20 protein-coding genes, 1 tRNA gene and 1 other RNA gene are annotated in these 25,915 nt (G+C 53.3%); 10 read left to right on the top strand and 12 right to left on the bottom strand.

Translation table 11 applies throughout. The features are described 5' to 3' along the window. Positions 1–53: 53 nt before the first annotated feature. Complete coding sequence (locus OGV98_RS17445; RefSeq protein ID WP_003836902.1) at positions 54–1,202, bottom strand: MFS transporter; 1,149 nt, start codon at positions 1,200–1,202, stop codon at positions 54–56. Positions 1,203–1,586: 384 nt separating this feature from the next. Between OGV98_RS17445 and ycaC the strand changes: the two genes are divergently transcribed. Next, a complete protein-coding gene (gene ycaC, locus OGV98_RS17440; protein ID WP_171862267.1) occupies positions 1,587–2,213 on the top strand; it encodes an isochorismate family cysteine hydrolase YcaC in 627 nt (208 codons plus the stop codon). 109 nt (positions 2,214–2,322) lie between these two features. Here the strand turns inward: ycaC and OGV98_RS17435 are convergent, their stop codons facing one another. The 8 genes from OGV98_RS17435 to lrp all read right to left on the bottom strand — a co-directional run bounded on the left by OGV98_RS17435 (position 2,323) and on the right by lrp (position 14,613). After that, entirely contained in the window at positions 2,323–3,186 is an 864-nt protein-coding gene (locus OGV98_RS17435) for a dimethyl sulfoxide reductase anchor subunit family protein (protein ID WP_202580638.1), read from the bottom strand. A 1-nt stretch (position 3,187) separates the two neighbouring features. Further along, positions 3,188–3,805: a dimethylsulfoxide reductase iron-sulfur subunit DmsB gene (gene dmsB, locus OGV98_RS17430; protein ID WP_171862266.1), complete on the bottom strand. Its 618-nt coding sequence runs from the start codon at positions 3,803–3,805 to the stop codon at positions 3,188–3,190. A 10-nt stretch (positions 3,806–3,815) separates the two neighbouring features. Then, on the bottom strand, positions 3,816–6,260 hold the full coding sequence (gene dmsA / locus OGV98_RS17425; protein ID WP_003836906.1) for a dimethylsulfoxide reductase subunit A: 2,445 nt from the start codon (positions 6,258–6,260) through the stop codon (positions 3,816–3,818). A 236-nt stretch (positions 6,261–6,496) separates the two neighbouring features. After that, positions 6,497–7,789, bottom strand: coding sequence for a serine--tRNA ligase (gene serS, locus OGV98_RS17420; RefSeq protein WP_202580639.1), 1,293 nt, complete (start codon positions 7,787–7,789; stop codon positions 6,497–6,499). Between the two features lie 92 nt (positions 7,790–7,881). Next, a complete protein-coding gene (rarA, locus tag OGV98_RS17415; RefSeq protein ID WP_003836910.1) occupies positions 7,882–9,225 on the bottom strand; it encodes a replication-associated recombination protein RarA in 1,344 nt (447 codons plus the stop codon). Between the two features lie 10 nt (positions 9,226–9,235). After that, a complete protein-coding gene (lolA, locus tag OGV98_RS17410) occupies positions 9,236–9,847 on the bottom strand; it encodes an outer membrane lipoprotein periplasmic chaperone LolA (RefSeq protein ID WP_003831898.1) in 612 nt (203 codons plus the stop codon). A gap of 111 nt (positions 9,848–9,958) precedes the next feature. Next, on the bottom strand, positions 9,959–13,984 hold the full coding sequence (gene ftsK / locus OGV98_RS17405) for a DNA translocase FtsK (protein ID WP_202580640.1): 4,026 nt from the start codon (positions 13,982–13,984) through the stop codon (positions 9,959–9,961). Positions 13,985–14,118: 134 nt separating this feature from the next. Further along, positions 14,119–14,613: a leucine-responsive transcriptional regulator Lrp gene (lrp, locus tag OGV98_RS17400; RefSeq protein WP_002439523.1), complete on the bottom strand. Its 495-nt coding sequence runs from the start codon at positions 14,611–14,613 to the stop codon at positions 14,119–14,121. A gap of 547 nt (positions 14,614–15,160) precedes the next feature. Here lrp and trxB point away from each other — a divergent pair. From trxB to infA, 5 genes are all read left to right on the top strand, one after another. Next, positions 15,161–16,129 (top strand): thioredoxin-disulfide reductase, encoded by a 969-nt coding sequence (gene trxB / locus OGV98_RS17395; protein WP_003035727.1) that lies wholly within the window; start codon positions 15,161–15,163, stop codon positions 16,127–16,129. Positions 16,130–16,243: 114 nt separating this feature from the next. Next, positions 16,244–18,010: a heme ABC transporter permease/ATP-binding protein CydD gene (gene cydD / locus OGV98_RS17390; protein WP_044712554.1), complete on the top strand. Its 1,767-nt coding sequence runs from the start codon at positions 16,244–16,246 to the stop codon at positions 18,008–18,010. After that, positions 18,011–19,732, top strand: a complete 1,722-nt coding sequence (gene cydC / locus OGV98_RS17385) for a heme ABC transporter ATP-binding protein/permease CydC (RefSeq protein ID WP_286551760.1) — start codon at positions 18,011–18,013, stop codon at positions 19,730–19,732. A gap of 44 nt (positions 19,733–19,776) precedes the next feature. Then, positions 19,777–20,481, top strand: coding sequence for a leucyl/phenylalanyl-tRNA--protein transferase (aat, locus tag OGV98_RS17380; RefSeq protein WP_032948928.1), 705 nt, complete (start codon positions 19,777–19,779; stop codon positions 20,479–20,481). 285 nt (positions 20,482–20,766) lie between these two features. Then, positions 20,767–20,985, top strand: a complete 219-nt coding sequence (infA, locus tag OGV98_RS17370; protein WP_002211347.1) for a translation initiation factor IF-1 — start codon at positions 20,767–20,769, stop codon at positions 20,983–20,985. 79 nt (positions 20,986–21,064) lie between these two features. Here the strand turns inward: infA and OGV98_RS17365 are convergent, their stop codons facing one another. Then, the gene (locus OGV98_RS17365) at positions 21,065–21,976 is read right to left on the bottom strand and encodes a LysR family transcriptional regulator (protein WP_003847025.1); all 912 of its coding nucleotides are present in this window, start codon (positions 21,974–21,976) and stop codon (positions 21,065–21,067) included. Between the two features lie 108 nt (positions 21,977–22,084). Here OGV98_RS17365 and OGV98_RS17360 point away from each other — a divergent pair, with 108 nt between their 5' ends. The 4 genes from OGV98_RS17360 to OGV98_RS17345 all read left to right on the top strand — a co-directional run bounded on the left by OGV98_RS17360 (position 22,085) and on the right by OGV98_RS17345 (position 24,057). Then, positions 22,085–22,945 carry a pirin family protein gene (locus OGV98_RS17360; protein WP_202580641.1) on the top strand — a complete coding sequence of 287 codons (861 nt, stop codon included), beginning with the start codon at positions 22,085–22,087 and terminating at the stop codon, positions 22,943–22,945. Between the two features lie 16 nt (positions 22,946–22,961). Then, complete coding sequence (locus tag OGV98_RS17355) at positions 22,962–23,639, top strand: isochorismatase family protein (RefSeq protein WP_016149852.1); 678 nt, start codon at positions 22,962–22,964, stop codon at positions 23,637–23,639. 149 nt (positions 23,640–23,788) lie between these two features. Further along, positions 23,789–23,876, top strand: a tRNA-Ser gene (locus OGV98_RS17350). Between the two features lie 44 nt (positions 23,877–23,920). Further along, a non-coding RNA gene (locus tag OGV98_RS17345) (RtT sRNA) lies at positions 23,921–24,057 on the top strand. A gap of 141 nt (positions 24,058–24,198) precedes the next feature. Here OGV98_RS17345 and rlmC read toward each other — a convergent pair. Further along, positions 24,199–25,326 carry a 23S rRNA (uracil(747)-C(5))-methyltransferase RlmC gene (gene rlmC, locus OGV98_RS17340; RefSeq protein WP_286551755.1) on the bottom strand — a complete coding sequence of 376 codons (1,128 nt, stop codon included), beginning with the start codon at positions 25,324–25,326 and terminating at the stop codon, positions 24,199–24,201. 41 nt (positions 25,327–25,367) lie between these two features. Then, on the bottom strand, positions 25,368–25,856 hold the full coding sequence (locus OGV98_RS17335) for a YbjO family protein (protein ID WP_003035378.1): 489 nt from the start codon (positions 25,854–25,856) through the stop codon (positions 25,368–25,370). Positions 25,857–25,915: the final 59 nt, after the last annotated feature.

The following is a 25,915-nucleotide window of genomic DNA, read 5'->3' as shown; positions in this document are numbered from 1 at the left end:
AAGCATACATAAACAGTATGTATGGGAACCTGTTCATATTCTGTTAAATCAGGTCAAATGTGCGCAATAGAATTGGGTGTATGGCCCGTTTTACGCAACAGCATCAGTAAATAAATAAACGATACGCTGGCGATCATGATAAACAGCAAGCTATCTGAATAATTCTGCATCAGCATCGCTGTAAATGAAGGACCCAGCAGACTGCCCACGGTATAGCTCAATAACAATGCCTGATTCATGGCGACCAGCTGATGATGCTCCACCTTTTCACAGGCCCAGGCCATCGCGACCGGGTAGAGGGTAAAGCCTGCCGCACCCAACATAAACAACGCGGGCGCCATCGCCGCCTGATTCAGCATGGCGATACTCCCGACGATCACCACGAAGACCTGGACGCGTAAAACCAACAGACGTCCCAGCTTGTCCGCCAGACGGCCAATCGGCCATTGCCCCAGAATACCTGCACTTACCAGGACCGCCATCCAGAAACCAATGCTGGCATTACTCACCCCCTGATGATTGAGATACAGCGGCATCAGGCCATACAAAGACCCCAGCACAATCCCGGAAATAATACAGCCATTCACGCCCAGACGCGCCTGGCGGAGTTTCAGCATGGAGACAATAGGCGTAGACTGCTGCTCATCACCCTGCTGATTGGCAATGCGCGTAAACAGCAGTGGCAAAACACCCGCCAGGATAGTACCCGTCACCCACGGCAGGACGTTCATCAATTCCGTGGATACTTTACTCACCAGCAGTTGGCCTAAAAACGTCCCCACGTAATAGATCATCATATAGGCGGCAAGCAAACGTCCGCGATTACGCGAAGTCCCGCTGCACATCAGCGCGCTTTCCACCACCACCCAAATCATGGCGCAGCCAACACCAGCGATAAAACGCCAGGTCATCCAGCTCCAGAATCCCACCATAATCCCCAGCCCGACACAGCCCGCGGCAAAAATAAGCGAGGCGATATAATAGCTGCGGTTAAAACCAAGGTGTTTTATTAAATACCCTGTCAACAACGTCCCTACCAGATTACCGGTAAAGTAGGACGAGCTCACCACGCCTACCTGCCAGGTGGGCAGATTTTCATGGGCGAGCCAAAGCGGGACGAGCGTGTTTAACACGGCGATCGCCAGGGTCAACAGAAGTAGCCCGCACAGCAATAGCATGACGGGACGGGTATAGGTGGACATGAATAAAAACCGTGAGGAAGTTCAAATTTCATGCGCATCATGCCACTGCTAAAAACATTGTCAATCGGCGTAATCAGAGGGCTGAGGCGCTTTCTGGTCGATCGATTTGCATTACTGATTCTTAATGTGAATAGATAAAAAATACAAAATCACATCTGCTTGTTTTTATTGATCTAAAACAAAAATCTCGCGTTACGTTCAGTCGAAAAATTTCATGGATTAACCTTACTTTTATTTCTTACTAAACTCAATGCGGGATGCTGAGCTGCATTGTCTTCAAAATAGAACAGTGAGTTCTTATTTAGGCATCTACTCCAGATATCGTTCTTTTCGTAGACTTAAACTCATCAAATTTCCCCCACTGAGCTGAACAGGAGAAATATCATGACTAAACCTTACGTAAGACTTGATAAAGATAATGCGGCAGTACTGCTGGTCGACCATCAGGCAGGCCTGCTCTCTCTGGTTCGGGATATCGATCCCGATAAATTTAAAAACAACGTGCTAGCCCTGGGTGACTTAGCAAAATACTTCAACCTCCCAACCATTCTGACAACCAGTTTTGAGACAGGACCAAACGGGCCGCTGGTACCGGAACTGAAAGCGCAATTTCCCGATGCGCCCTATATTGCTCGCCCAGGAAACATTAACGCATGGGATAACGAAGATTTCGTGAAGGCAGTGAAAGCGACCGGCAAAAAGCAGCTGATTATCGCCGGTGTCGTGACGGAAGTTTGCGTCGCCTTCCCTGCGCTCTCAGCTATTGAAGAAGGCTTTGACGTCTTTGTGGTAACCGATGCTTCAGGCACATTTAATGAAATTACCCGTCATTCAGCTTGGGATCGGATGTCTAAAGCAGGCGCTCAGTTGATGACATGGTTCGGAGTAGCGTGCGAGCTGCACCGCGACTGGCGCAACGATATCGAAGGTCTGGCAACGCTGTTCTCGAATCACATTCCGGACTACCGCAATCTGATGACCAGCTACGACACGTTAACTAAGCAGAAGTAAAACCAGGGCGAAAGCCCTGGCCTGACATATTGCCTGATGACGCGCAGCTTTAAGGCCTACAGATCTGTAGGCCTGATAAGACGCAAACCGCCATCCGGCATAGTTTGGATTAACTCGCCACCGCCATACCGACTGTCATATGCAGCCCGTAGAACACGCCACGACCAATCAGCTCGCCGACTAACAGCAAAATAAACGCCACGGAAAGCAGCGGAACAGCAGGCTGGTAGCCCTTCACTTGCGGTACAATCCAGCAGCACAACGCTAATGCCAGCGCCACAATCCGCCACGCCATCAGCGAGCCGTAATCCGGAACCAGCGCAGACGCCTGCTGAATCGAACTGTGGATCGTCGCCAGTTCAGCCCCCTGCATGACAGACATAATGGCGCTTACGACCAGAGCAAGCACTGAAATTGCCGGCAGCAGGCGCATCGCCCAACCATCCACGCCAGCAATTCTCAGTAACAGATACCCCAGCAGCGGACCTCCCATAAACATCGTCAGAAAGAAGCCCAGCGGAGTCCAGACGCTGTACCAGGTCGGCACAGTATCAATGGTGTTATAAACGCGTACCATCATCCAGACAAAAACCACACCCAGCACCATGGTGACAACTAACCACAGATTGCGTAATGCGGGCGACATTTTTTTCAACGTGGCCAGCAGCCAGCCGATACCACCAACGGCAAAGAAGATTGAACCGCTGGCAATTTCGTTACTCAACGCCGAAGACCCTACGCGATTGAGCGAGTTAAAGGCGCGCATCGGCGAGCCCAGGTGGAGCATAGAAGCAATGAAGCCAATGCCCATTAATACCCACAGCCCAAACATGCAGGCAATCACGCGCTGCTGCGATTCTGGACGTAAGTCACCTTTCATCAACGCCAGCGCCAGAACGATATAGCCACCAACTACACACTGTCCGAAGACCGTGAAGATCATCAGCGGCCATTCATGCCATCCACTTCCCATCTTACACCTCCTTCGGATTGGCCAGATAACCTGTGGTATCCCCGGTCGGGCGGCTATTGGCGTTAGGTTTGATGACAATACTCGGTTTGGTAAAGTGCGCGCCCGGTAGTGGTGCAACCGCAGCCAAAACACCGTGTTTTTTGCGCAGTTCATCAATTGGGCCAAAATCCAGCGCACGCAGTGGACAGGACTCGACGCAGATAGGTTTCTTACCTTCAGCGACGCGCTCATGGCAGCCATCGCATTTAGTCATATGCCCTTTTTCAGCATTGTACTGCGGCGCGCCGTAAGGACAGGCCATGTGGCAATACCGACAGCCAATGCACACGTCCTCATCGACAACGACAAAGCCATCTTCACGTTTGTGCATGGCGCCACTCGGACACACCTTGGTACAGGCTGGGTCTTCGCAGTGGTTACACGCAATGGAGAGGTAATAGGCAAAGACATTCTGATGCCAGACGCCGTTATCCTCCTGCCAGTCACCGCCCGCGTATTCATAAATGCGGCGGAAGCTGACTTCCGGGGTTAAATTTTTGAAGTCTTTGCAGGCCAGTTCGCAGGTTTTGCAACCGGTGCAACGGCTGGAATCAATAAAAAATCCATACTGGGTTGTCATCGGTTACTCCTTACACCTTTTCAACCTGAACAAGGTTCGTGTGTGATGGGTTCCCCTTCGCGAGAGGAGACGGACGCTGGGTCGTCAGGACGTTAATACAACCGCCCTGGTCCACGCGTTTTGCGTCCGGGTCATACCACGCCCCTTCGCCTAGTGCCACCACGCCAGGCATCATACGCGGCGTTACTTTCGCCTCGATGTGCACTTCACCACGATCGTTAAAGATGCGCACCTTGTCGCCGTTGTTAATGCCGCGTCTCTGCGCATCCATCGGGTTGATCCACATTTCCTGACGGCAGGATGCTTTCAGAACATCCACGTTGCCATAGGTAGAGTGGACGCGAGATTTGTAGTGGAAGCCGGTCAATTGCAGAGGGAATTTCTCCACCAGAGGATCGTTTATGCTTTCAAATCCTGGGGTATAAATCGGCAGTGGATCAATCACATCACCTTCCGGCAGTTCCCAGGTCGCCGCGATCTCGGCAAGTTGCTGCGAATAAATTTCGATCTTACCTGACGGAGTAGTCAGCGGATTGGCGTCAGGATCCTCACGGAACGCCTTGTACGCCACGTGATGCCCCTGTGGGTCACGCTGTTTAAAGATCCCCTGCTTGCGGAATTCTTCGAACGTTGGCAGTTCAGGAATCGCTTTGCGCGACTGCTCGTACAGATGACGCATCCACTCTTCCTGAGTGCGACCTTCTGTGAACTGCTGCTCAACGCCAAGGCGTTTTGCAAGCTCGCTGGTCATCTGGTAGATAGTCTTGCATTCGAAGCGTGGTTTGATCGCCTGATCGGTGAAAATCACATACGACATATTCCCGCAGGAGGCATCCAGTGCGAAGTCCATCTGCTCCGAAGCGGTACAGTCCGGCAGCAAAATATCCGCGTATTTCGCCGAGGAGGTCATATGGCAGTCGATGACAACGATCATCTCGCACTTCTTATCATCCTGTAGGATTTCGTGTGTGCGGTTGATGTCAGAGTGCTGGTTAATCAGGCAGTTACCCGCATAGTTCCAGATCATCTTAATCGGAACATCGAGCTTATCTTTACCACGAACACCGTCACGCAGCGCCGTCATCTCCGGACCTCGCTCAATGGCGTCCGTCCACATAAACATCGAGATACTGGTTTCTACAGGGTTTTCCAGCGTAGGCATACGTTCAAACGGCAAACTGTATGAGCCCTCACGCGCCCCGCTGTTGCCGCCGTTAATCCCAACGTTACCGGTCAGAATAGCCAGCATAGAAATGGCGCGGGTCGCTATTTCACCATTAGCATGACGCTGCGGTCCCCACCCCTGGCTGATGTATGCCGGTTTAGCGCTACCGATTTCACGTGCCAGTTTGACGATTCGTTCAGCAGGAATTCCGGTAATTTGCGCTGCCCATTCCGGGGTCTTGGCAATACCGTCTTTGCCCTGCCCAAGAATATACGCCTTATAGTGACCGTTTTTCGGTGCATCTGCCGGTAAGGTTTTCTCGTCGTAACCTACGCAATATTTGTCAAGGAACGGTTGATCTACCATGTTTTCGGTGATCAGAACATACGCCAGCCCATTTACCAGCGCGGCATCCGTACCAGGACGGATGGGGATCCACTCATCTTCACGACCCGCGCCAGTATCCGTGTAGCGAGGATCGATAATGATCATGCGGGCATTGGATTTCTGTCGCGCCTGTTCAAGGTAATAGGTTACCCCACCCCCGCTCATACGGGTTTCACCTGGGTTATTCCCGAACAGAACCACCAGCTTGCTGTTTTCAATGTCTGACGGGCTGTTACCGTCTGCCCAGCCGCCGTAGGTGTAGTTCAACCCGGCAGCGATTTGCGCTGAAGAGTAGTCACCGTAGTGGTTTAGGTAGCCACCACAGCAGTTCATCAGACGAGCTACCAGCGTTTTGCCCGGTGGCCAGGAGCGTGTCAGGGTGCCGCCCAGCGTACCTGTGCCGTAGTTCAGGTAGATAGACTCGTTGCCGTAGTCTTTGATAAGACGCTGCATATTGCTGGCAATGATATCGTAGGCTTCATCCCAGCTGATACGCTCAAATTTACCTTCGCCACGCTTGCCGACGCGTTTCATCGGGTATTTCAGACGATCGGGATTATAGACGCGACGACGCATGGAACGACCTCGCAGACAGGCGCGTACCTGATGCAAACCGTCGTAGTTGTCATCACCGGTGTTGTCGGTTTCAACATACTTTATTTCACCATCTACCACGTGCATACGCAGAGGACAGCGGCTACCACAGTTCACCGTACACGCGCTCCAGATGACTTTCTCACTGGCCTGTGTTGGATTAAGGGCTTCTGCAGCATTTGCAATACGGGTAAATGGCAGGGTAAACGCGCTACTGGCCACCGCCAGTCCGCCTATCGCCGTCGTTTTCACCAAACCTCGGCGACTAACCTCAGCTGCCAGCATGGCATCGGGGATCTTAGTTTTCATAGTGGCTCACTCTGCTGCTCACAATAAACAAAAGGCAAATATCCGTTGTATAGGTTTTTATATAGCGTTACTATCGATATAAAGACTGGTAGATACTGAATTTGCGAAAAGACAGAGATAAATACTGACTTTCATTTGAAGGCAGTATTACTCCTATGGAGGTAGATGTTATTGTCCAGCGTCAAACAGGCATAAAAAAAGCGCCCGGAGGCGCTTTTTTAGCAGGGAAAGGTAGCTTAGCCGATGAATTCCAGGCCATTCATGTACGGACGCAACACTTCCGGAACCTGAATGCGGCCATCAGCCTGCTGATAGTTTTCCATTACCGCAACCAGCGTACGTCCTACCGCCAGACCAGAACCATTCAGCGTATGTACTAAACGGGTCTTTTTGTCGGTTTTACTGCGGCAACGCGCCTGCATACGACGAGCCTGGAAATCCCACACGTTGGAGCAAGAGGAGATTTCGCGATAGGTGTTCTGCGCCGGGATCCACACTTCCAGATCGTAGGTTTTGCATGCGCCGAAGCCCATGTCGCCAGTGCACAGGATGATCTTGCGATACGGCAGACCCAACAGTTGCAGGACCTTCTCAGCATGACCGGTCATCTCTTCCAGCGCGTCCATAGAGTCTTCCGGGCGAACGATCTGCACCATCTCAACTTTATCGAACTGGTGCATACGGATCAGACCACGGGTATCACGACCGTAAGAACCTGCTTCAGAACGGAAGCACGGCGTATGCGCAGTCATTTTGATCGGCAGCGCATCTTCGTCGATGATTTCGTCACGTACCAGATTGGTCAGCGGCACTTCTGCCGTTGGGATCAGCGCATAGTTGCTGCTGTCAGCTTCTTCATCCAGCGGACGGGTGTGGAACAGATCGCCAGCAAATTTCGGCAGTTGGCCTGTTCCGTACAGCGTGTCATGGTTAACCAGATACGGAACGTAGTTTTCGCTGTAACCATGCTGTTCGGTATGCAGATCCAGCATAAACTGAGACAGCGCACGGTGCATACGTGCGATCTGGCCTTTCATAACAACGAAACGAGAGCCAGTCAGCTTAACCGCCGCGGCGAAATCAAGACCCGTGTGCATTTCACCCAGAGTAACGTGATCGCGCACTTCGAAATCAAACTCACGCGGAGTACCCCAACGGCTGACTTCGACGTTGTCATTTTCATCTTTACCCACTGGAACTTCGTCCGCTGGCAGGTTAGGAATGGTCAGCGCAATATCGCGGATCTCGGCCTGTAAGGTATCAAGTTCAGCTTTCGCGGCATCCAGCTCTTCGCCCAGTTTGTTCACTTCCAGACGTAAAGACTCGATATCTTCCCCGCGCGCTTTTGCCTGGCCGATGGATTTCGATCGAGAGTTACGCTCTGCCTGCAGGTTTTCAGTTTGTACCTGCAGAACTTTACGACGCTCTTCAAGAGCGCGCAGCTTATCTACATCCAGCTTAAAGCCCCGGCTTGCCAGTTTTTCTGCGACTGCGTCTGGCTCATTACGCAGCAGATTGGGATCGAGCATGCTTATCCTGTGCTTATCGAATTAAAATAGGAGAAAGTGACCACAGCCTGCGGTCACAGGGATACAGAGACAACATTACCGCAACGATAACACTAACGGTAGCGTTTTATAGGGCTATTTTGATCCTGTCCGGCGAGCCAGGCGAGCTTTTCGCCAATCTTGCCTTCAAGACCTCTGTTTGTGGGGTGATAATAGCGCGTTTGTGCCATTTCCTGCGGGAAGTACTCTTCTCCGGCGGCATAGGCATTTGGTTCATCATGGGCGTAACGATACTCCTGACCGTAGCCCATCTCCTTCATCAGCTTCGTCGGCGCATTGCGCAGGTGAACCGGCACGTCGTAATCCGGACGTTCACGTGCATCAGCCAGCGCGGCTTTGAAGGCGGTGTAAACTGCATTACTTTTCGGCGCGCAGGCCAGATAAACAATCGCCTGAGCAATCGCACGTTCACCTTCCGCTGGTCCCACGCGGGTAAAGCAGTCCCATGCGGAAATTGCCACCTGCATGGCGCGTGGATCGGCATTGCCCACATCTTCAGAGGCAATTGCCAGACAGCGACGAGCAACATACAGCGGGTCACCGCCTGCACTAATGATGCGCGCATACCAATAAAGCGCTGCATCCGGTGCACTGCCGCGAACCGATTTATGTAATGCAGAGATGAGATCGTAAAAGCGATCGCCTTTATTATCGAAGCGTGCGCTGCGCTCACCGGCAATTTCAGTGAGCAATTCTGGTTTCAATACGCGCTTGCCGGAATCATCAACTTCGGCCATATCGGCCATCATTTCCAGCGTATTCAGCGCCCGGCGCGCATCACCATTAACCAGTTCGGCAATAGCCCGACGCGTCTCTGGCGGCAGTACGATATCCTGGCCGCCGTAACCCCGCGCTTTGTCTGACATCGCCTGGTCCAGCACCTGTTCAATGTCGTCGGTGGTTAACGATTTCAGTAAATAAACACGCGCCCGCGACAGCAGCGCTGAGTTCAGTTCAAACGAGGGATTTTCAGTGGTGGCGCCAATAAACGTGATGGTACCGTCTTCAATATGCGGTAAAAACGCATCCTGCTGGCTTTTATTAAAACGGTGAACTTCGTCGACAAACAGGATCGTACGCCGACCAGCGTTACGGTTCTGACGCGCACGCTCAATCGCTTCACGAATCTCTTTTACACCAGACGTAACCGCCGAAATGCGTTCGACATCGGCGTTAGCGTAACGGGCAATGACTTCGGCAAGGGTGGTTTTCCCCGTCCCCGGAGGCCCCCATAAAATCATGGAGTGCAGGTGCCCGGCCTCGATAGCGCGCGGCAAGGGTTTACCCGCAGCCAACAAATGCTGCTGGCCGATATACTGCGCTAAATTTTCTGGCCGCATACGCGCGGCCAGTGGCTGAAAGGTATTATCAGAAAAGTCGAGCGACAGATTGCTCACTCACACGCCTCTACTTACGTTGATCGTCAACCGTTACACCTTGCGGCGGGGTAAAGGTGAATTTGGAAGGTTCAATCGCACCATTCTGCTGAGATTTCAGCTGATAGCTGCTGCGCTGATCGTCTTGCTCAACGGCGCTAAACTGATGGATCGTCCCGTCACGCCCAACATTGATCGTAAACTGCTTCAGGTTACCGCTGCTGGTTTTTGGCGTCAGCACGAAATCATCGCCGTTTTGCTTAATGTTGTACTGCTGCCAGTCACTGGCCTGGTTACGCGCGATCAGCATGAACGGCGTATTGCCCGTGGCGTCTTTCAGCCAGGTCGCGGTCGCCTGTTCAACAAACGGGTTAAAGAACCACAGCGTTTTCCCATCGGAAACCAGGATGCTCTCATCAGGCTGGGTCATATGCCAGTTAAACAGATTAGGACGTTTAACCCATAAATCACCCTGACCTTCCTGCACCGCTGCGCCGCTGCCGTCCGTGACCTTCTGAGTAAAGCTGGCATGGAAGCTACTGACTTTATCCAGACGGCTTTTCAGGTCGCTGGCAGCGTCAGCCCAGACGCTGCTCACCACAAAGCTCGACAGTAATGCACAGGTGATTGCGATTCTTTTCATCGTTATTCCTCAAAATACGTCACTCCCAACGGGGAGATCCCTCTGCTATCCATTTCAGGCCAAAAATCAGCATGAGGAAAGTAGAAAATACTGAATTACTTAACTTTGCAATCATTCGAAGGGCGGCGGAGCCAGCACTTCACGATTACCATTATGCCCTTGTTCGCTGACAATACCCTGCGCTTCCATCTGCTCGATGATGCGCGCCGCTCGGTTGTAGCCGATGCGGAACTGACGCTGGACGCCGGAGATTGAGGCTTTGCGTTTCTGGGTCACAAAGTTTACCGCCTGATCGAACAGCGGATCCAACTCTTCGCCACCATCAAAACCGCCACCGCCGCCTTCGCTTTCGCTGTCAGAGGTAATGCCGTCGACGTATTGCGGACGACCGCGCGCTTTCCAGTCCTGTACCACTGCGTGAACTTCTTCGTCGCGGACAAAGGCGCCGTGAACACGCACAGGGATCGTCGAGTTCGGTGCGGAATAGAGCATGTCACCCATACCTAACAGCGATTCCGCTCCGCCCTGGTCAAGGATGGTACGCGAGTCAATTTTACTGGACACGGTAAAGGCGATACGCGTTGGAATGTTCGCTTTAATCAGTCCGGTGATAACGTCAACCGACGGTCGCTGGGTTGCCAGCACCAGATGGATCCCCGCCGCACGCGCTTTTTGCGCCAGACGAGCAATCAGTTCTTCCACCTTTTTGCCAACCGTCATCATCAGGTCGGCGAATTCATCCACCAGCACAACAATATACGGTAGTTTTTCCAGCACCGGATGCTGAACATCCATACTGTCACCCGGCTTCCAGTACGGGTCCGGAATCGGACGCCCCATGCGGGCGGCTTCAGCGATTTTCTCGTTATAACCGGCAAGGTTACGCACGCCAAGCGCCGACATCAGCTTGTAGCGACGTTCCATTTCATTGACGCTCCAGCGCAAGGCGTTAGCAGCATCTTTCATATCGGTCACGACTTCGGTCAGCAGATGCGGAATGCCTTCATAAACCGACAGTTCCAGCATTTTCGGGTCAATCATGATAAAGCGAACGTCTTCCGGCTGCGCCTTATACAGCATGCTGAGGATCATGGCGTTCACCCCAACAGACTTACCGGATCCGGTTGTCCCTGCTACCAGCAGGTGCGGCATTTTTGCCAGATCGGCCACCACCGGTTCGCCCGCAATATCTTTACCCAGCACCACAGTCAGCGGAGATGAGTTATCACGGAATTTAGCGTTATCCAGTACTTCACGCAGATAAACGGTTTGACGTTTTTTATTCGGTAACTCCAGTCCGACATACGGTTTGCCTGGAATAACCTCGACCACACGTACCGCTGCGGTCGACAATGAACGCGCCAGATCTCGCGACAGATTGGAAATACGCGCCGCTTTAACCCCAGGAGCCAGATTAAGCTCAAAGCGGGTAATCACCGGGCCTGGAGAGTAGTTCACCACATCGGCTTTAATGCGGAAATCCGCCAGACGCGCTTCCACCAGACGTGCCATTTGCTCCAGCGCGAACGTATCTATCGGCTCAACCTCGCTCGGCGGCGGTGTAAGCAGATCTAACGATGGCAGCGGCGTGCTTGGACGGTGCGCCGGACGGCTGTCGCCATTACGCATCAGCAGCGGATGGATCAGACTATCCTGCGGCGGCGGCGTAACAGGCTGCGCTGGCTGCTGATAATGCTGCTGCGGTGCAACAGGCTGCGCCGGCTGCTGATAATATTGCTGCGGTGCGACAGGCTGCGCTGGCTGCTGATAATGCTGCTGCGGTGCGACAGGCTGCGCCGGTTGCTGATAATGCTGCTGCGGTGCGACAGGCTGCGCCGGCTGCTGATAATGCTGCTGCGGTGCAACAGGTTGCGCCGGTTGCTGATAATGCTGCTGCGGTGCAACTGGTTCCTGGTACTGCGGCGCAGGCTCCGGCATCACGCCAGGCGTAAACAGTGGCTCATGCGGCCCCTCATCTACCAGCGTTTTCATTGGCGAAAATTCAAAGTCATCGAGCGAGAACGGATTCGCTCCGGCAGGCTGTTCACCGGAATAACGCTGCTGCTGAGAAGAAGCAAACTGGCGAGCCAGTTCCGCTTCTGCGGCTGAATCTTCGTCATCAGTCTGGTGGGTATCGTCCTGATACTCTTCGCCATAACGATGCTGCTGCGACTGAGCGAACTGGCGTGCCAGCTCGTCCTGCTGCATTGCATCCATTTCATCGTCATTGTACGCATCTGTATCAAGCTGCTCTTCGCGCGCTTTCTCTTCAGCCATACGCTGTGACGGCAGTTTGATGCCATACGACGCCAATTCCCGGCGAGTAGGCACGCGCACACGATTTGGGCGCGGTAACTGCGGGCCAATCCCCTCTTTCACCTGCGGACGCGGCGCACCGCTGCCCGCAAGGCTAAAGACAGGTGCAGCTGCCGCTGCACCCGCCCCTGAAGCGGCGCTTTTTACACCGGCAGCCAGCGGTGCAACAGCAGCAACAGACTCAACGGGCGGTATGGATGCAGTCGTCGGCATAGATGGCGTAGACGGTTTAATACGCTCAGGCTCCTGAGCAGGTTCTGGAATCGGCTGATACCATGCGGCCAGTTGCTCACGCTCACGCGCACGTTTCTCTTCGACTTCTTCAAAGTAATAGAGCGGCGGACGAGTCGGTTTAACTTCTTCAACCACGGGCTCAGGTTCCACCACAAGCGGTTGTTCAACCACAGGTTGCTGGAACGTAGTGCTCTGTTGAGGGATTGATTCCTGCTGATAAACAGGTTGCGGCGCAGGCTCCGGCTGATAAGCAGGCTGCTGGAATGTGGCGTTCTGTTGAGAGGTCGGATCCTGTTGATAGACAGGCTGCAGCACAGGCTCTGGCTGATAAACAGGTTCCGGCTGCGGTGCGTAATATTGCGGCTGCGGACTCTCCTCCACAACCGGCTGTTGCCATGGCTCATACGGCTGCTGCACCGGAGGTTGCGCGTACTGGGCTGGTTGCGGATAACCTTCAGGCGTTGGTGCAATCGCGGCATCACCGGTTTGCGGGCCTGGTGCGGATTGCCAGGCTACGGCTGGGGCCGGTTGCTCCATAACAGTGTTGGTCACGGGCGAGGTTTGCAGCAACGGATCTACCGGCGCGCTCCAGGCCTGAGCGGCCGTTGTAGCTGCAGCTGCTGCAGCCACAGGCTCGGTCACCGAGTGGCCGTTAAGCAGTGGATCAAGCTCGTCATATTCAGGCAGCGTCGCGCGATTGCCGGAAAACAGCACATCGTTAGGATCGGCAACCACGCCACGGGCGCTGTATTCAATTTCGTCTTCATCATCCATGCGTTTGCCGGAGAACAGCGCCGCATCGGTGTGACGACCAAGCGGGTTGGTAAATTTCTCTGCCAGACGCTTACGGCGCGCTAACGCACCGCGCAGAATACGAGCCCGACGCGATTCATGGGGTTTGCCATCAGCGGCATCGACAGACTCTTCTTCATCTTCATATTCTTCGTCATCGACCCAGGTATCGTCGCGGCGGGTACGGTTGCTGGCAAACGTCAGGATATTGAGTAACCAGCCGCCCAGTTTTTCCGCAATGCTCACCCATGACCAACCGGTGAACAGCGTTAATCCCGCCGCCCAAATGCACAACAACGTCAGCGTGCCGCCGCTGCTGTGCAGTAAAGGTTGTAGCGTAGTGCTGAGCAGACTGCCGATCACGCCGCCAGAGGCGAAATACCAGATGTCATCGGCGTTAATTGCGGCCAGCCCGCAGGAAGTGAGAATCAGCGCCAGAACGCCAATAATGCGCAGCGAGACGGCAAAATAATCGACGTATTCGTCGCTGGCCTGGTGTCGCCAGGCAAACCAACAGCCGCCAACAATGATGACGGGAATGGTGTAGGCCATGACGCCAAAAATAAAGAACAGCGTGTCCGCCAACCATGCTCCGGGTATTCCCCCCAGATTATGGATAGGTTCATGCCATGCGGTTTGTGACCAACTGGGATCCGAAGGGTTAAAGCTGAGTAAGGCAGCCATCAACCAGACGGCAAAAAGGGCAATAAGGATCAGTAGCGCTTCCAGAAGTCGGCGCCCGCTGCTTAACTTCGTCAATGTGACGTCTTTGTCTTCAGTGTATTCCTGGCTCAAAAACGGCTCTCCAGGTTTCAGGCTTTTCCTGCCCGATGCTAAAACGGACAACAGCACCGGGTTACCCCGGCACTGTTGCTGTATGGATTAACAGGAGTGTAATCAAACTGCGTCGATTTTGCACCTGTTCCGTGTTAGCGCGTCTTAATTACCAGACGATTGCTCTGTTTGACTTCTTCCATGACTACATAAGTACGTGTGTCATTCACGCCAGGCAGACGCAGCAGGGTTTCCCCCAACAGCTTACGGTATGCCGACATATCCGGTACGCGTGTTTTCAGCAAATAGTCGAAATCACCGGAAACCAAATGACACTCTTGAATTTCTTCAAGTTTTTGTACTGCAGAGTTGAATTGTTCAAACACATCCGGGGCGCCACGATTCAGAGTAATCTCAACAAAAACCAGAAGTGATGCATCCAGATAATGCGGGTTTAACAGCGCTGTATAGCCCTGAATAAAACCCTGTCTTTCCAACCGACGCACACGCTCAAGGCAGGGCGTTGGTGAAAGTCCCACACGTTTAGAAAGCTCGACGTTAGAAATACGCCCATCCTTTTGCAGCTCATTAAGAATGTTACGATCGATACGGTCGAGATCTTTGCCAGGGCGCTTCTTACTATCTACCATTATTATTGTCTCTCTGTATTCCTTCCCTACTCCTGCCTGACTCTACCAACATCACTGTTCAGAGTCGCTACCCATCAAAATAAACCGCAACCCAGAGGGATTTTCGGTTCGCAATGTCTGGGTTTATGGTGAGAAGACCGTTGCCTGTCGGCGGCTATCGACATCACGAATGGCATCTGTCCACACCATGCGTAGATTTCGCTAACACGGTAAACATGGTATCTACATGCATGATTATGCAGCACATACATGACACAGTTTTTTTCTTCCTTGAATGTTTTCGCAAAACAGCAGGGGATTGTCAAAGCAAAACATCGATTTTTAGTACAACATGCCAGTTATTCATTCGCAGTGATGGAAAATCGTCATTTTATCACCTTATAACTGACCGATTTTAAGTAGAAATCGTTATAGTATTACGGCTGATCACCCCGTTCATCGGTTTCTGCTATTACACATATTGTTAACAAAATCGCCATACTCTTTTTTTACGTCTGTAAATTCCCTACAATCCTGCTCATTGCCTGCCAACAACTATGGGGATCTCATGGGCGCAACCAAACACAGTAAACTTCTTATTCTGGGCTCTGGCCCTGCGGGATATACCGCTGCGGTCTACGCTGCACGCGCGAACCTGCAACCGGTACTGATTACCGGTATGGAAAAAGGTGGTCAGTTGACCACAACAACAGAAGTGGAAAACTGGCCTGGCGATCCGCACGATCTTACTGGCCCGCTGCTGATGGAGCGTATGCACGAACATGCGTCCAAATTTGACACTGAAATCATTTTTGATCACATCAGCAAAGTTGATCTGCAAAACCGTCCTTTCCGTCTGACCGGCGACAGCGGTGAATACACCTGTGACGCACTGATCATCGCCACCGGCGCTTCAGCACGTTACCTGGGTCTGCCTTCAGAAGAAGCATTCAAAGGCCGTGGCGTTTCCGCCTGCGCGACCTGCGACGGTTTCTTCTACCGTAACCAAAAAGTTGCGGTGATCGGCGGCGGCAACACCGCTGTTGAAGAAGCGCTATATCTGGCGAATATCGCATCTGAAGTGCATTTGATTCACCGTCGCGACAGCTTCCGCGCGGAGAAAATTCTCATCAAACGTTTGATGGATAAAGTTGAAAACGGCAACATCGTGCTTCACACCCACCGCACGCTGGAAGAAGTGACCGGCGATCAAATGGGCGTAACCGGACTGCGTCTGCGCGATACGCAAAACACTGACAACGTAGAATCACTGGACGTTGCCGGGTTATTTGTCGCTATCGGTCACAGCCCGAATACCGCTATTTTCGACGGTCAGTTGGAACTGGAAAACGGCTACATCAAAGTTCAGTCCGGTATTCACGGCAATGCCACTCAAACCAGCATTCCGGGTGTCTTCGCAGCCGGTGACGTGATGGACCATATTTATCGCCAGGCGATTACCTCTGCGGGCACGGGCTGTATGGCCGCGCTTGATGCAGAACGTTATCTCGACGGTCTGGCGGACGCTTGCAAATAAGTTTTACAAATCAGTAACAAAAGTAAAAAAGGCGACTATAAGTCGCCTTTATTTTTGCCTCGTTGTAACATTGCCCTGCCCAAAAATTCCAATAACTCACCTGCTAAGCGTGCAATGAATAAAACCCGTCAAAAAGAGCTGACCCGCTGGTTAAAACAGCAAAGTGTAATTTCCCAACGATGGCTGAACATTTCGCGCCTGTTGGGGTTCGTGAGCGGCCTGTTAATTGTCGCTCAGGCCTGGCTCATGGCCCGAATTCTGGACCATATGATCATGGCCAATATTCCCCGAGAGGCGCTTCTGCTTCCTTTCATCGTGCTGGTATTGATTTTCATCCTGCGGGCATGGGTCGTTTGGTTACGCGAACGGGTCGGGTTTCACGCAGGGCAGCATATTCGCTTTGAAATTCGCCGCCAGGTGCTTGACCGTCTGCAACAGGCAGGTCCGGCCTGGATACAAGGCAAACCGGCCGGGAGTTGGGCCACGTTGATCCTGGAGCAGATTGACGATATGCATGATTACTATGCACGTTATCTGCCGCAAATGGCGTTGGCCGTATGCGTCCCCTTATTGATCGTGGCGGCGGTATTCCCGTCAAACTGGGTGGCCGCCCTTATTCTGCTTGGAACTGCCCCGCTGATCCCGTTGTTTATGGCGATGGTTGGTATGGGTGCTGCCGACGCTAACCGCCGCAATTTTCAGGCTCTTGCTCGCCTCAGCGGCCATTTCCTCGACCGCCTGCGGGGCATGGAGACGCTAAGAATCTTTGGTCGCGGTGAAGCCGAAACGGAAAGCATCCGCGTTGCGTCACAGGATTTCCGCCAGCGCACTATGGAAGTCCTGCGCCTGGCTTTCCTGTCATCCGGTGTCCTTGAGTTCTTTACCTCCCTGTCCATCGCACTGGTCGCGGTTTACTTCGGCTTTTCCTACCTTGGCGAACTCGATTTTGGACACTACGGCACAGGTGTCACATTGGCTGCCGGCTTCCTCGCGCTCATTCTGGCGCCGGAATTTTTCCAGCCCCTGCGCGATCTGGGCACTTTTTATCACGCCAAAGCACAAGCCGTTGGTGCAGCAGACAGTCTGAAAACCTTCATGGAAACCCCGCTTGCACATCCTGAGCGTGGCGACATTGAGCTGACAACAAAAGAAGCTGTTTCAATTGAAGCACGAGATCTGGTCATCACCTCGCCGGAAGGTAAAGTGCTTGCAGGCCCGCTCAACTTTACCCTGCCAGCGGGCCAACGCGCGGTGCTGGTTGGCCGCAGCGGCTCCGGCAAAAGTTCGTTGCTCAATGTCCTGTCCGGATTTCTCTCTTATCAGGGATCGCTGCGAATTAACGGCTTTGAACTACGCGACCTGTCGCCTGATTGCTGGCGCAAACAGCTGTCCTGGGTTGGACAAAATCCGCAGCTCCCTGCCGCCACGTTACGCGATAACGTGCTGCTCGCTCGCCCCGATGCCAGCGAAGAACAGCTGCGGGCCGCACTCGACAGCGCCTGGGTCAGTGAGTTTTTACCGCTACTGCCGCAGGGTGTAGATACACCAGTAGGCGATCAGGCGGCTCGACTTTCTGTCGGACAAGCGCAGCGCGTTGCCGTGGCTCGCGCCTTACTCAACCCGTGTCAGTTGCTGCTGCTTGATGAACCCGCCGCCAGCCTGGATGCACACAGCGAACAACGCGTGATGCAAGCGTTGAACGCAGCGTCACGCCGCCAGACTACGCTGATGGTGACACACCAACTTGAAGACCTTGCCGACTGGGATGCTATCTGGGTGATGCAGGACGGACAGATCGTTGAACAAGGCACTTATGCCGAACTTAGCGCAGCCAACGGGGCGTTTGCGACATTACTGGCTCATCGTCAGGAGGACATCTAAATGCGCGCTTTGCTACCTTATCTGACGCTGTATAAACGTCACAAATGGATGTTAACCCTGGGGATCGTTCTGGCGATCGTCACACTGTTGGCAAGTATTGGTTTGCTGACGCTTTCCGGTTGGTTCCTGTCGGCTTCTGCTGTGGTGGGTGTCACCGGGATTTACAGTTTTAACTATATGCTCCCTGCCGCCGGGGTACGCGGTGCGGCAATCACCCGCACCGCGGGCCGCTATTTCGAGCGACTGGTCAGCCACGACGCGACGTTCCGCGTGCTGCAACATTTGCGTATATATACCTTCAGCAAACTGCTGCCGCTCTCTCCTGCTGGCCTGTCCCGTTATGGACAAGGTGAATTGCTTAATCGCGTGGTGGCGGATGTCGACACGCTCGATCATCTCTATTTACGCGTGCTCTCCCCGCTTGTAGGCGCTTTTGTCGTCATCATGGTGGTCACGCTGGGGCTAAGCGTTCTCGATTTCACGCTAGCTATTACTCTCGGCGGTATTATGCTGCTGACCTTATTTATCTTGCCCCCACTCTTTTATCAGGCAGGTAAAAGCACCGGGCAAAGCTTGACGCATTTACGTGGGCAGTATCGTCAGCAGTTAACATCCTGGCTGCAGGGCCAGGCTGAACTGACCATCTTTGGTGCCAGTGAACGTTACCGCGCCCAAATGGAAGCCACCGAGTTGCAGTGGCATGAAGCTCAACGACGTCAGTCTGAATTAACGGCGCTATCACAGGCGGTCATGCTGTTAGTCGGCGCACTGGCAGTGGTTGTGATGTTATGGATGGCCTCAGGTGGCGTAGGTGGCAATACCCAGCCGGGTGCGCTGATCGCGCTGTTTGTCTTCTGTGCGTTGGCCGCATTTGAAGCATTAGCCCCCGTCACCGGCGCGTTTCAGCATCTCGGACAGGTTATTGCCTCTGCGCTGCGCATCACCGAACTGACTGAACAGCAGCCAGAAGTCACCTTCCCGGATGCCGGTTCCCCGGTTTCTGAGCGGGTCACTCTCACGCTACGCGATGTATCATTCAGTTATCCGGGACAAGCACAAAAAGCGCTCGACACCCTTTCCCTGCAGGCTCAGCCCGGTGAGCATATTGCGATTCTCGGTCGCACCGGATGCGGTAAGTCAACGTTACTGCAATTGCTCACCCGCGCATGGGATCCGCAGCACGGCGAAATTCTGATTAGTGAGCAGCCGATTTCAGCCCTCAGTGAAACTACGCTGCGCCAGAGCATCAGCGTCGTGCCACAGCGCGTGCACCTTTTCAGCGCGACGCTTCGCGACAATCTTCTACTGGCGGCACCGCACGCCAGTGATGACACATTATCCGCGATGCTGTGCCGCGTCGGTCTGGACAAACTGCTTGAGGGTGATGGACTCAACGCCTGGTTAGGCGAAGGGGGTCGACAGCTTTCTGGTGGCGAACTTCGTCGTCTGGCTATCGCTCGTGCCTTATTGCACGATGCCCCACTGATGCTGCTGGACGAACCGACCGAAGGGCTTGATGCAACAACAGAAAGCCAAATGCTTGAATTAATTGGCGATGCCATGCGTGATAAAACCGTACTGATGGTGACACATCGTCTGCGCGGCTTGTCACGTTTTGATCAAATAATAGTGATGGACAACGGACACATTATTGAGCAAGGTAATCACGCAGATTTGTTAGCCCGGCAGGGGCGTTATTACCAGTTTAAGCAACGTCTGTAAGCTATTATTGAACGATCAAACTCGCGTAGTGGAGTTTCGCAGTCATGCGCCTGGTGCAATTGTCCCGCCATTCTATAGCCTTCCCTTCACCGGAAGGCGCTTTACGCGAGCCTAACGGTTTGTTGGCGCTTGGCGGCGATCTCAGCCCAGCCCGACTGTTAATGGCCTATCAGCGCGGAATTTTCCCGTGGTTTTCACCTGGCGACCCCATCCTTTGGTGGTCGCCCGATCCACGCGCCATTCTTTGGCCCGAGAAATTTCATCTCAGCCGCAGCATGAAACGCTTTCATAAAAACTCGCCTTATCGCGTGACGCTCAATTACGCGTTCGGTCAGGTGATTGAAGGCTGCGCGAACGACCGGGAAGAAGGCACCTGGATAACGCATGATGTAGTGGACGCCTACCATCGCCTGCACGAACTGGGCCATGCGCACTCCATTGAAGTGTGGCGACAAAATGAATTAGTGGGCGGTATGTATGGCGTGGCGCAAGGTACACTATTTTGTGGCGAATCAATGTTCAGCCGTCAGGAAAATGCGTCCAAAACCGCACTGCTTGTTTTTTGCGCTGAATTTATCCGTCAGGGCGGAAAATTAATCGACTGCCAGGTATTAAATAGCCACACAGCTTCGCTGGGCGCCGTCGAAACCCCTCGTCGGGAGTACCTTGAACACCTGAGCAGACTGCGCCAGCAGCGGCTACCGAGCCATTTCTGGGTTCCCAGGACGTTATTTTCGCCTCAGGGGTGAATGTTTTCGGCACATTTTTTGTCGGGGTGTTATAATTGTCGCGCAGAGTTGGTTTAGCCCATTACCCCGCCGCCGTTAAGGAACAGTTCGCGTCAGGCAACGCCTATCGTTTATCTCCTCGTTCCCTTACACGTTGCGCTTTAAGTGCGGCTTTGCCGTGTGTGGTTAGAGTAATGCGCCAAACCCGATTTGCTGTGTTTTAAACGCACAAATCTTTACTTATTAAAAGAACTTCGGCATTATCTTGCCGGTTCAAATTACGGTAGTGATACCCCAGAGGATTAGATGGCCAAAGAAGACAATATTGAAATGCAGGGTACCGTTCTCGATACGTTACCTAATACCATGTTCCGCGTAGAGTTAGAAAACGGTCACGTGGTTACTGCACACATCTCCGGTAAAATGCGCAAAAACTATATCCGCATCCTGACGGGCGACAAAGTGACTGTTGAGCTGACCCCGTACGACCTGAGCAAAGGCCGCATTGTCTTCCGTAGTCGCTGATTGTTTTTAACGCCCGAATGGCGTCCAGATAATAAAAGGTCGGTTTAACCGGCCTTTTTTGTGGGCTGAGGATATGTATTTAATCCTCAATCATCCGCGCATATTCTTCCGTTAAGAAATCTACTAAAGCGCGCACTGACGGCAATAATCCCCTGCGTGATGGAAAGACTGCGTGAATAATTTCTCGCTTCGGTTCCCAACCGTCGAGCAACGCCACCAGTTCACCCGCGGCTAATTGATCTTTTACCATCAGTTGCGGAAGCTGCACTACCCCCACACCGGCAACTGCGGCTTCACGTAGCGCCAGCATATCGGTGGTAATCATTCGCGGCGTGAAATGCACCTCTGCCCGCGCGCCCTGCGGGCCAAATAACTCCCAACGATGTACATGTTTGCCCGAGGCGAGACTCAAACCAGGCCAGCGAGTCAGCTCCGCCGGAGAGTGTAGCGCCCCCATTTGCTCGATTAACTGCGGGCTGGCATACAAACGATGCCCCCTGTCCGCCAGCACACGCATCACCAGGTCGCTATCCTCAAATGGTCTGGGCCTGACGCGAATCGCCACGTCCAGACCTTCTCCAACGACGTCAACACGACGATTTGTCGCCTCCAGTTGCACTGATACGTCAGGATAACGCGCCATAAAACGAGCAAGCATCGGCCCGATATGCACATGCAGTAACGTGACCGGGCACGTCAACTTCACCACGCCACGCGGTTCAACCTGTAACGCGGCAATGGCATCCTGCGCCGCCTGCGCTTCAACCAGCATCGCCTTACAGTGTTCGTAAAAGGTTTGCCCCACTTCCGTCACGTTAAACTGGCGGGTGGTTCGCTGAATCAGTCGAACTCCCAGCCTCTCTTCCAGTTGCGCTATCCGTCGGCTTAGTTTTGATTTCGGTTCATCAAGCGCCCGACCCGCCGCCGCGAATCCTCCTTCCTCTACAACATGCACAAACCATGCAAAATCATTGAGATCTGGCTTCGTCATCTAATTGTCCTATTTATGAGACAGTGAGAACTATTTTAGCTACTACTCAGTTCGCTGTCATGAATATAAGCTTATTCACATCAAGATAACGCCACTGAGGAGACACAAATGAAACACGTAACAGGCGTCTACACCGCACCTCGCCCGCACTGGGTTGGCGATGGATTTCCGGTTCGCTCGATGTTTTCTTACCAGTCTCATGCTGAGCAACTAAGTCCGTTCCTGCTGCTGGATTACGCCGGTCCATATACGTTTACGCCGGGTAACGAAAAACGCGGCGTAGGCGAGCACCCTCACCGTGGTTTTGAGACGGTGACCATCGTTTACAGCGGCGAAGTTGAACACCGTGATTCAACCGGTCGCGGCGGCATTATCGGCCCCGGCGACGTGCAGTGGATGACTGCGGGTGCAGGAATATTACACGAAGAGTTCCATTCACCAGAATTTACCCGTCAGGGCGGCGAACTGGAAATGGTACAGCTGTGGGTCAATCTGCCAGCAAAGGACAAAATGGCCGTTCCGGGTTACCAGGGCATCAACAGCGATGTGATCCCCTCTGTCGCCCTGCCTGATGAAGCAGGAAGCGTTCGGGTGATTGCGGGCAGCTATCAGGATACAAAAGGCCCGGCACATACCTTCTCGCCGCTGAACGTTTGGGATATGCGTTTACAACGTAATCATCAGCTCACGTTGTCCCAGCCGGAAGGATGGAGCACTGCGCTGGTGGTATTGAAAGGGAATATCACCGTAAACGGCACTACGTCTGCCAGCGAAGCGCAACTGGTGGTGCTGAGCCAGCAAGGGAAAACGCTGCATATTGAAGCCTCCAGCGACGCCAGCGTGCTACTGCTTTCTGGAGAACCGTTGAACGAGCCGATTGTAGGTTACGGTCCGTTTGTAATGAACACGAAACAAGAAATCGCTGAAGCCGTACGCGATTTTAACTCCGGCCGCTTTGGCCAAATCTGAATCGAAGGAGAAGAATATGTCCAGTCCTGCAAACTTTAATGGTTCACGTCCGGTCATCGATGTAAATGATTCCGTCATGCTGCTTATCGATCATCAGAGCGGGTTGTTCCAGACCGTCGGCGACATGCCAATGCCAGAACTGCGTGCGCGTGCCGCCGCGCTGGCTAAAATGGCGACCCTGGCGAAGATACCGGTGATTACCACGGCATCCGTACCGCAGGGACCTAACGGCCCGCTGATCCCTGAGATCCACGCTAATGCGCCACATGCCCAATACGTGGCGCGTAAAGGCGAAATCAACGCCTGGGATAACGAAGACTTCGTGAAAGCGGTAAAAACAACAGGTCGCAAGACGCTGATTATCGCCGGTACGATTACCAGCGTGTGCATGGCTTTCCCGGCTATCAGCGCGGTTGCGGAAGGCTATAAGGTCTTCGCAGTGATCGACGCTTCCGGTACTTACAGCAAAATGGCGCAGGAAATCACCCTGGCTCGCGTTGTTCAGGCTGGCGTCGTGCCGATGGATACCGCCGCCGTCGCTTCTGAAATTCAGGGCACATGGAACCGTGAAGACGCCGCCGAATGGGCGGAAGTGTATACCAAAGTCTTCCCGGCTTATCAGTTGCTGATCGAGAGCTACAGTAAAGCCCAGGAAGTCGTGACCAACGGCGAAAAACTGGACTCTCAGCGCTAATCCTATCCTCCGCGCCTGCCTGGGCGGAGGAATATGTATATTGCGTAACCAAACGAGAGTTAACACGTAAATTCTGCTTGACCGTTTTAGCGCAACTCCCTATAGTAGCGCCCCGTTGCCCCCCAAGCGGTCAGGCAGCAATACAATATGGTGAGGTGTCCGAGTGGCTGAAGGAGCACGCCTGGAAAGTGTGTATACGGCAACGTATCCGGGGTTCGAATCCCCGCCTCACCGCCATATTTTAAGAAGAGCTCGTACGCAAGTACGGGCTTTTTTTTCGCATGTTGCACAGCCTGGCGGGGATGAGAAGCCCGGACCGGGGTTCGACTACTGGCGCAGCCAGTTGGACAGACTGAGAGCGCAGCGAACAGGCTGCCCGCAGGGCGAGCGAAGCGAGTCAATCCCCGCCTCACCGCCATATTTTAAGAAGAGCTCGTACGCAAGTACGGGCTTTTTTTTCGCATATTGATTTGCCGGATGCGGTGCAAGCACCTTATCCGGCCTACGAATGACGAACAACCTGTAGGCCTGATAAGCGAAGCGCCATCAGGCATAGCAATTATTGTCGGCTGAGTAGCGTTAACACTTCATAATGCGAGGTGTGCGGGAACATATCGAAAAGCTGAACGCGTTCAATTCGATACCCAGGCAACTCACGAATATCCTTCGCCATGGTTTGCGCATTACAGCTGGAATAAACAATAAAACGCGGTGCCATGCGGGAAAGAAAATCGCACAGCGGTTTCCCAATCCCGCGACGCGGCGGATTCACCAGCACCAGATCCGGAACTTCGCCCTGAGCGGTAGCAAACTGAGTTGAATCCAACGCCTGAAAATGCAGATTCTGCAACCCAAGTTCCTGCGCCGACTGCTTCGCGCAGGTAATCGCCTCTGGCGCGATTTCAATCCCCATCAGTTTCATTTGCGGTGTAGCGCAGTGCAGACCAAAACCCCCAACGCCGCAAAACAGATCCCACATGTGATTAACCGGAAGCTGACGCACCCAGTCGCGCGCCGTGGCATACAACTGCCCCGCCACCACCGGGTTAGTCTGGAAGAAGCTCTGTGGGCGGATCCACAACGGTACATCGTTAAAGCGTTCCGCCAGCGCCTGTTGTTCCGTCAGGAAGATTTCTGTCTCCCCTTCCATAATCGCCATATGCACCGGCTGAATATTGGCAGTGATCACTTTTAACTGTGGGAGTTGTGCCTGCAGCCAGGGCAGCGCCGCGCGCAGCTGTGCCAGTTTTGCTTCAGAACGCAGGACAAAACGCAGCATCATGCCGCCATCGAACCGGCTTTCCGTTAACAGCAAATATTTCAGTTCCCCGCGTTTACGCGCAACGTTATAGGGTGTTAATCCTGCTCGGGCGATAAACGGCTTAAGAACGGAAAATACGGGCGCAAAAGACTCAGGGTAGAGCGGACAGTCGCACAAATCCTCCGGCGTACCGTCACGATGCAACATCCCCAGCAACGGTTTTTCCACGCTGCCGCTGACCACCATTTTGGCTTTATTGCGAAACGCGCTTTCCGGACCACTGACCGGCGCGCACCATTCTCCGACCGGATAATCGGCCAGCAGATTCTGCAGATCGGCTGTTTTAGCGAAGAGTTGATCGGCGACAGGCTGTGTTATCCACTGACAGGAGCGACAGCGTTCGGCGTCATAAAGTGCGCACTGCATACAAAGACCTACAAATTAACCGGGGGCCAAGATTATACACGTTATTGCAAACGGAAGAACCGCCTGCTGGACGCAGGAACAAACAGTAGCAGCAATACCAGCATATCCGGCAGTTTTTGCATCACCAGCGTATGCAGGATTTCGCGTCTGGACTCCCCCGCAATACTGAACAGTTCGGGATATCCGTAGCCCAGCGAAGCAGCCCACAGATAGACGCTGGCGATAATCTGGGTCAACAGATAGATCCAGCGTGCCCAGTTCCGTCCTTTTACCAGCGAAAATGCACAGTAAATTTCGATAAATAGCAGCACCAGACTGCCCAGAAACACCAGCGTCAAATTCCAGGTCTGCACACTGCGATGAATAAACTCACTGGTTCCACGAAACCCAAGCGTATTAAAAATCATCAACAGATCGAGACAGCGGATCATAATAATAGCCAGCGCCGCCACCTGCACCAAAGCAGGGACGTTTAAGCGAGCATGTGATGTGGATGATTTCTTAAAAAATCCCAACGCGTCGTCTTCCATGAAAACGGCGCAACCACCACAGCTGCGCCGTATAGACAGGTTGGCAGATTTTAGTTTTT

The organism is Citrobacter sp. Cf136 (assembly GCF_030333815.1).
Lineage (GTDB): Bacteria > Pseudomonadota > Gammaproteobacteria > Enterobacterales > Enterobacteriaceae > Citrobacter > Citrobacter freundii.
Note: the sequence above shows the minus strand (reverse complement) of the source record. Positions and strands in the feature narration are given on the sequence as shown.

Excerpts from the sequence above, each read along its gene's own strand:
- OGV98_RS17445 (WP_003836902.1), bottom strand. The coding sequence starts at position 1,202 with ATGTCCACCTATACCCGTCCCGTCATGCTATTGCTGTGCGGGCTACTT.
- ycaC (WP_171862267.1), top strand. The coding sequence starts at position 1,587 with ATGACTAAACCTTACGTAAGACTTGATAAAGATAATGCGGCAGTACTG.
- OGV98_RS17355 (WP_016149852.1), top strand. The coding sequence starts at position 22,962 with ATGTCCAGTCCTGCAAACTTTAATGGTTCACGTCCGGTCATCGATGTA.
- cydD (WP_044712554.1), top strand. The coding sequence starts at position 16,244 with ATGAATAAAACCCGTCAAAAAGAGCTGACCCGCTGGTTAAAACAGCAA.
- cydC (WP_286551760.1), top strand. The coding sequence starts at position 18,011 with ATGCGCGCTTTGCTACCTTATCTGACGCTGTATAAACGTCACAAATGG.
- OGV98_RS17365 (WP_003847025.1), bottom strand. The coding sequence starts at position 21,976 with ATGACGAAGCCAGATCTCAATGATTTTGCATGGTTTGTGCATGTTGTA.
- infA (WP_002211347.1), top strand. The coding sequence starts at position 20,767 with ATGGCCAAAGAAGACAATATTGAAATGCAGGGTACCGTTCTCGATACG.
- OGV98_RS17335 (WP_003035378.1), bottom strand. The coding sequence starts at position 25,856 with ATGGAAGACGACGCGTTGGGATTTTTTAAGAAATCATCCACATCACAT.
- dmsA (WP_003836906.1), bottom strand. The coding sequence starts at position 6,260 with ATGAAAACTAAGATCCCCGATGCCATGCTGGCAGCTGAGGTTAGTCGC.
- OGV98_RS17435 (WP_202580638.1), bottom strand. The coding sequence starts at position 3,186 with ATGGGAAGTGGATGGCATGAATGGCCGCTGATGATCTTCACGGTCTTC.
- lrp (WP_002439523.1), bottom strand. The coding sequence starts at position 14,613 with ATGGTAGATAGTAAGAAGCGCCCTGGCAAAGATCTCGACCGTATCGAT.
- trxB (WP_003035727.1), top strand. The coding sequence starts at position 15,161 with ATGGGCGCAACCAAACACAGTAAACTTCTTATTCTGGGCTCTGGCCCT.
- OGV98_RS17360 (WP_202580641.1), top strand. The coding sequence starts at position 22,085 with ATGAAACACGTAACAGGCGTCTACACCGCACCTCGCCCGCACTGGGTT.
- rlmC (WP_286551755.1), bottom strand. The coding sequence starts at position 25,326 with ATGCAGTGCGCACTTTATGACGCCGAACGCTGTCGCTCCTGTCAGTGG.
- dmsB (WP_171862266.1), bottom strand. The coding sequence starts at position 3,805 with ATGACAACCCAGTATGGATTTTTTATTGATTCCAGCCGTTGCACCGGT.
- aat (WP_032948928.1), top strand. The coding sequence starts at position 19,777 with ATGCGCCTGGTGCAATTGTCCCGCCATTCTATAGCCTTCCCTTCACCG.
- lolA (WP_003831898.1), bottom strand. The coding sequence starts at position 9,847 with ATGAAAAGAATCGCAATCACCTGTGCATTACTGTCGAGCTTTGTGGTG.
- serS (WP_202580639.1), bottom strand. The coding sequence starts at position 7,789 with ATGCTCGATCCCAATCTGCTGCGTAATGAGCCAGACGCAGTCGCAGAA.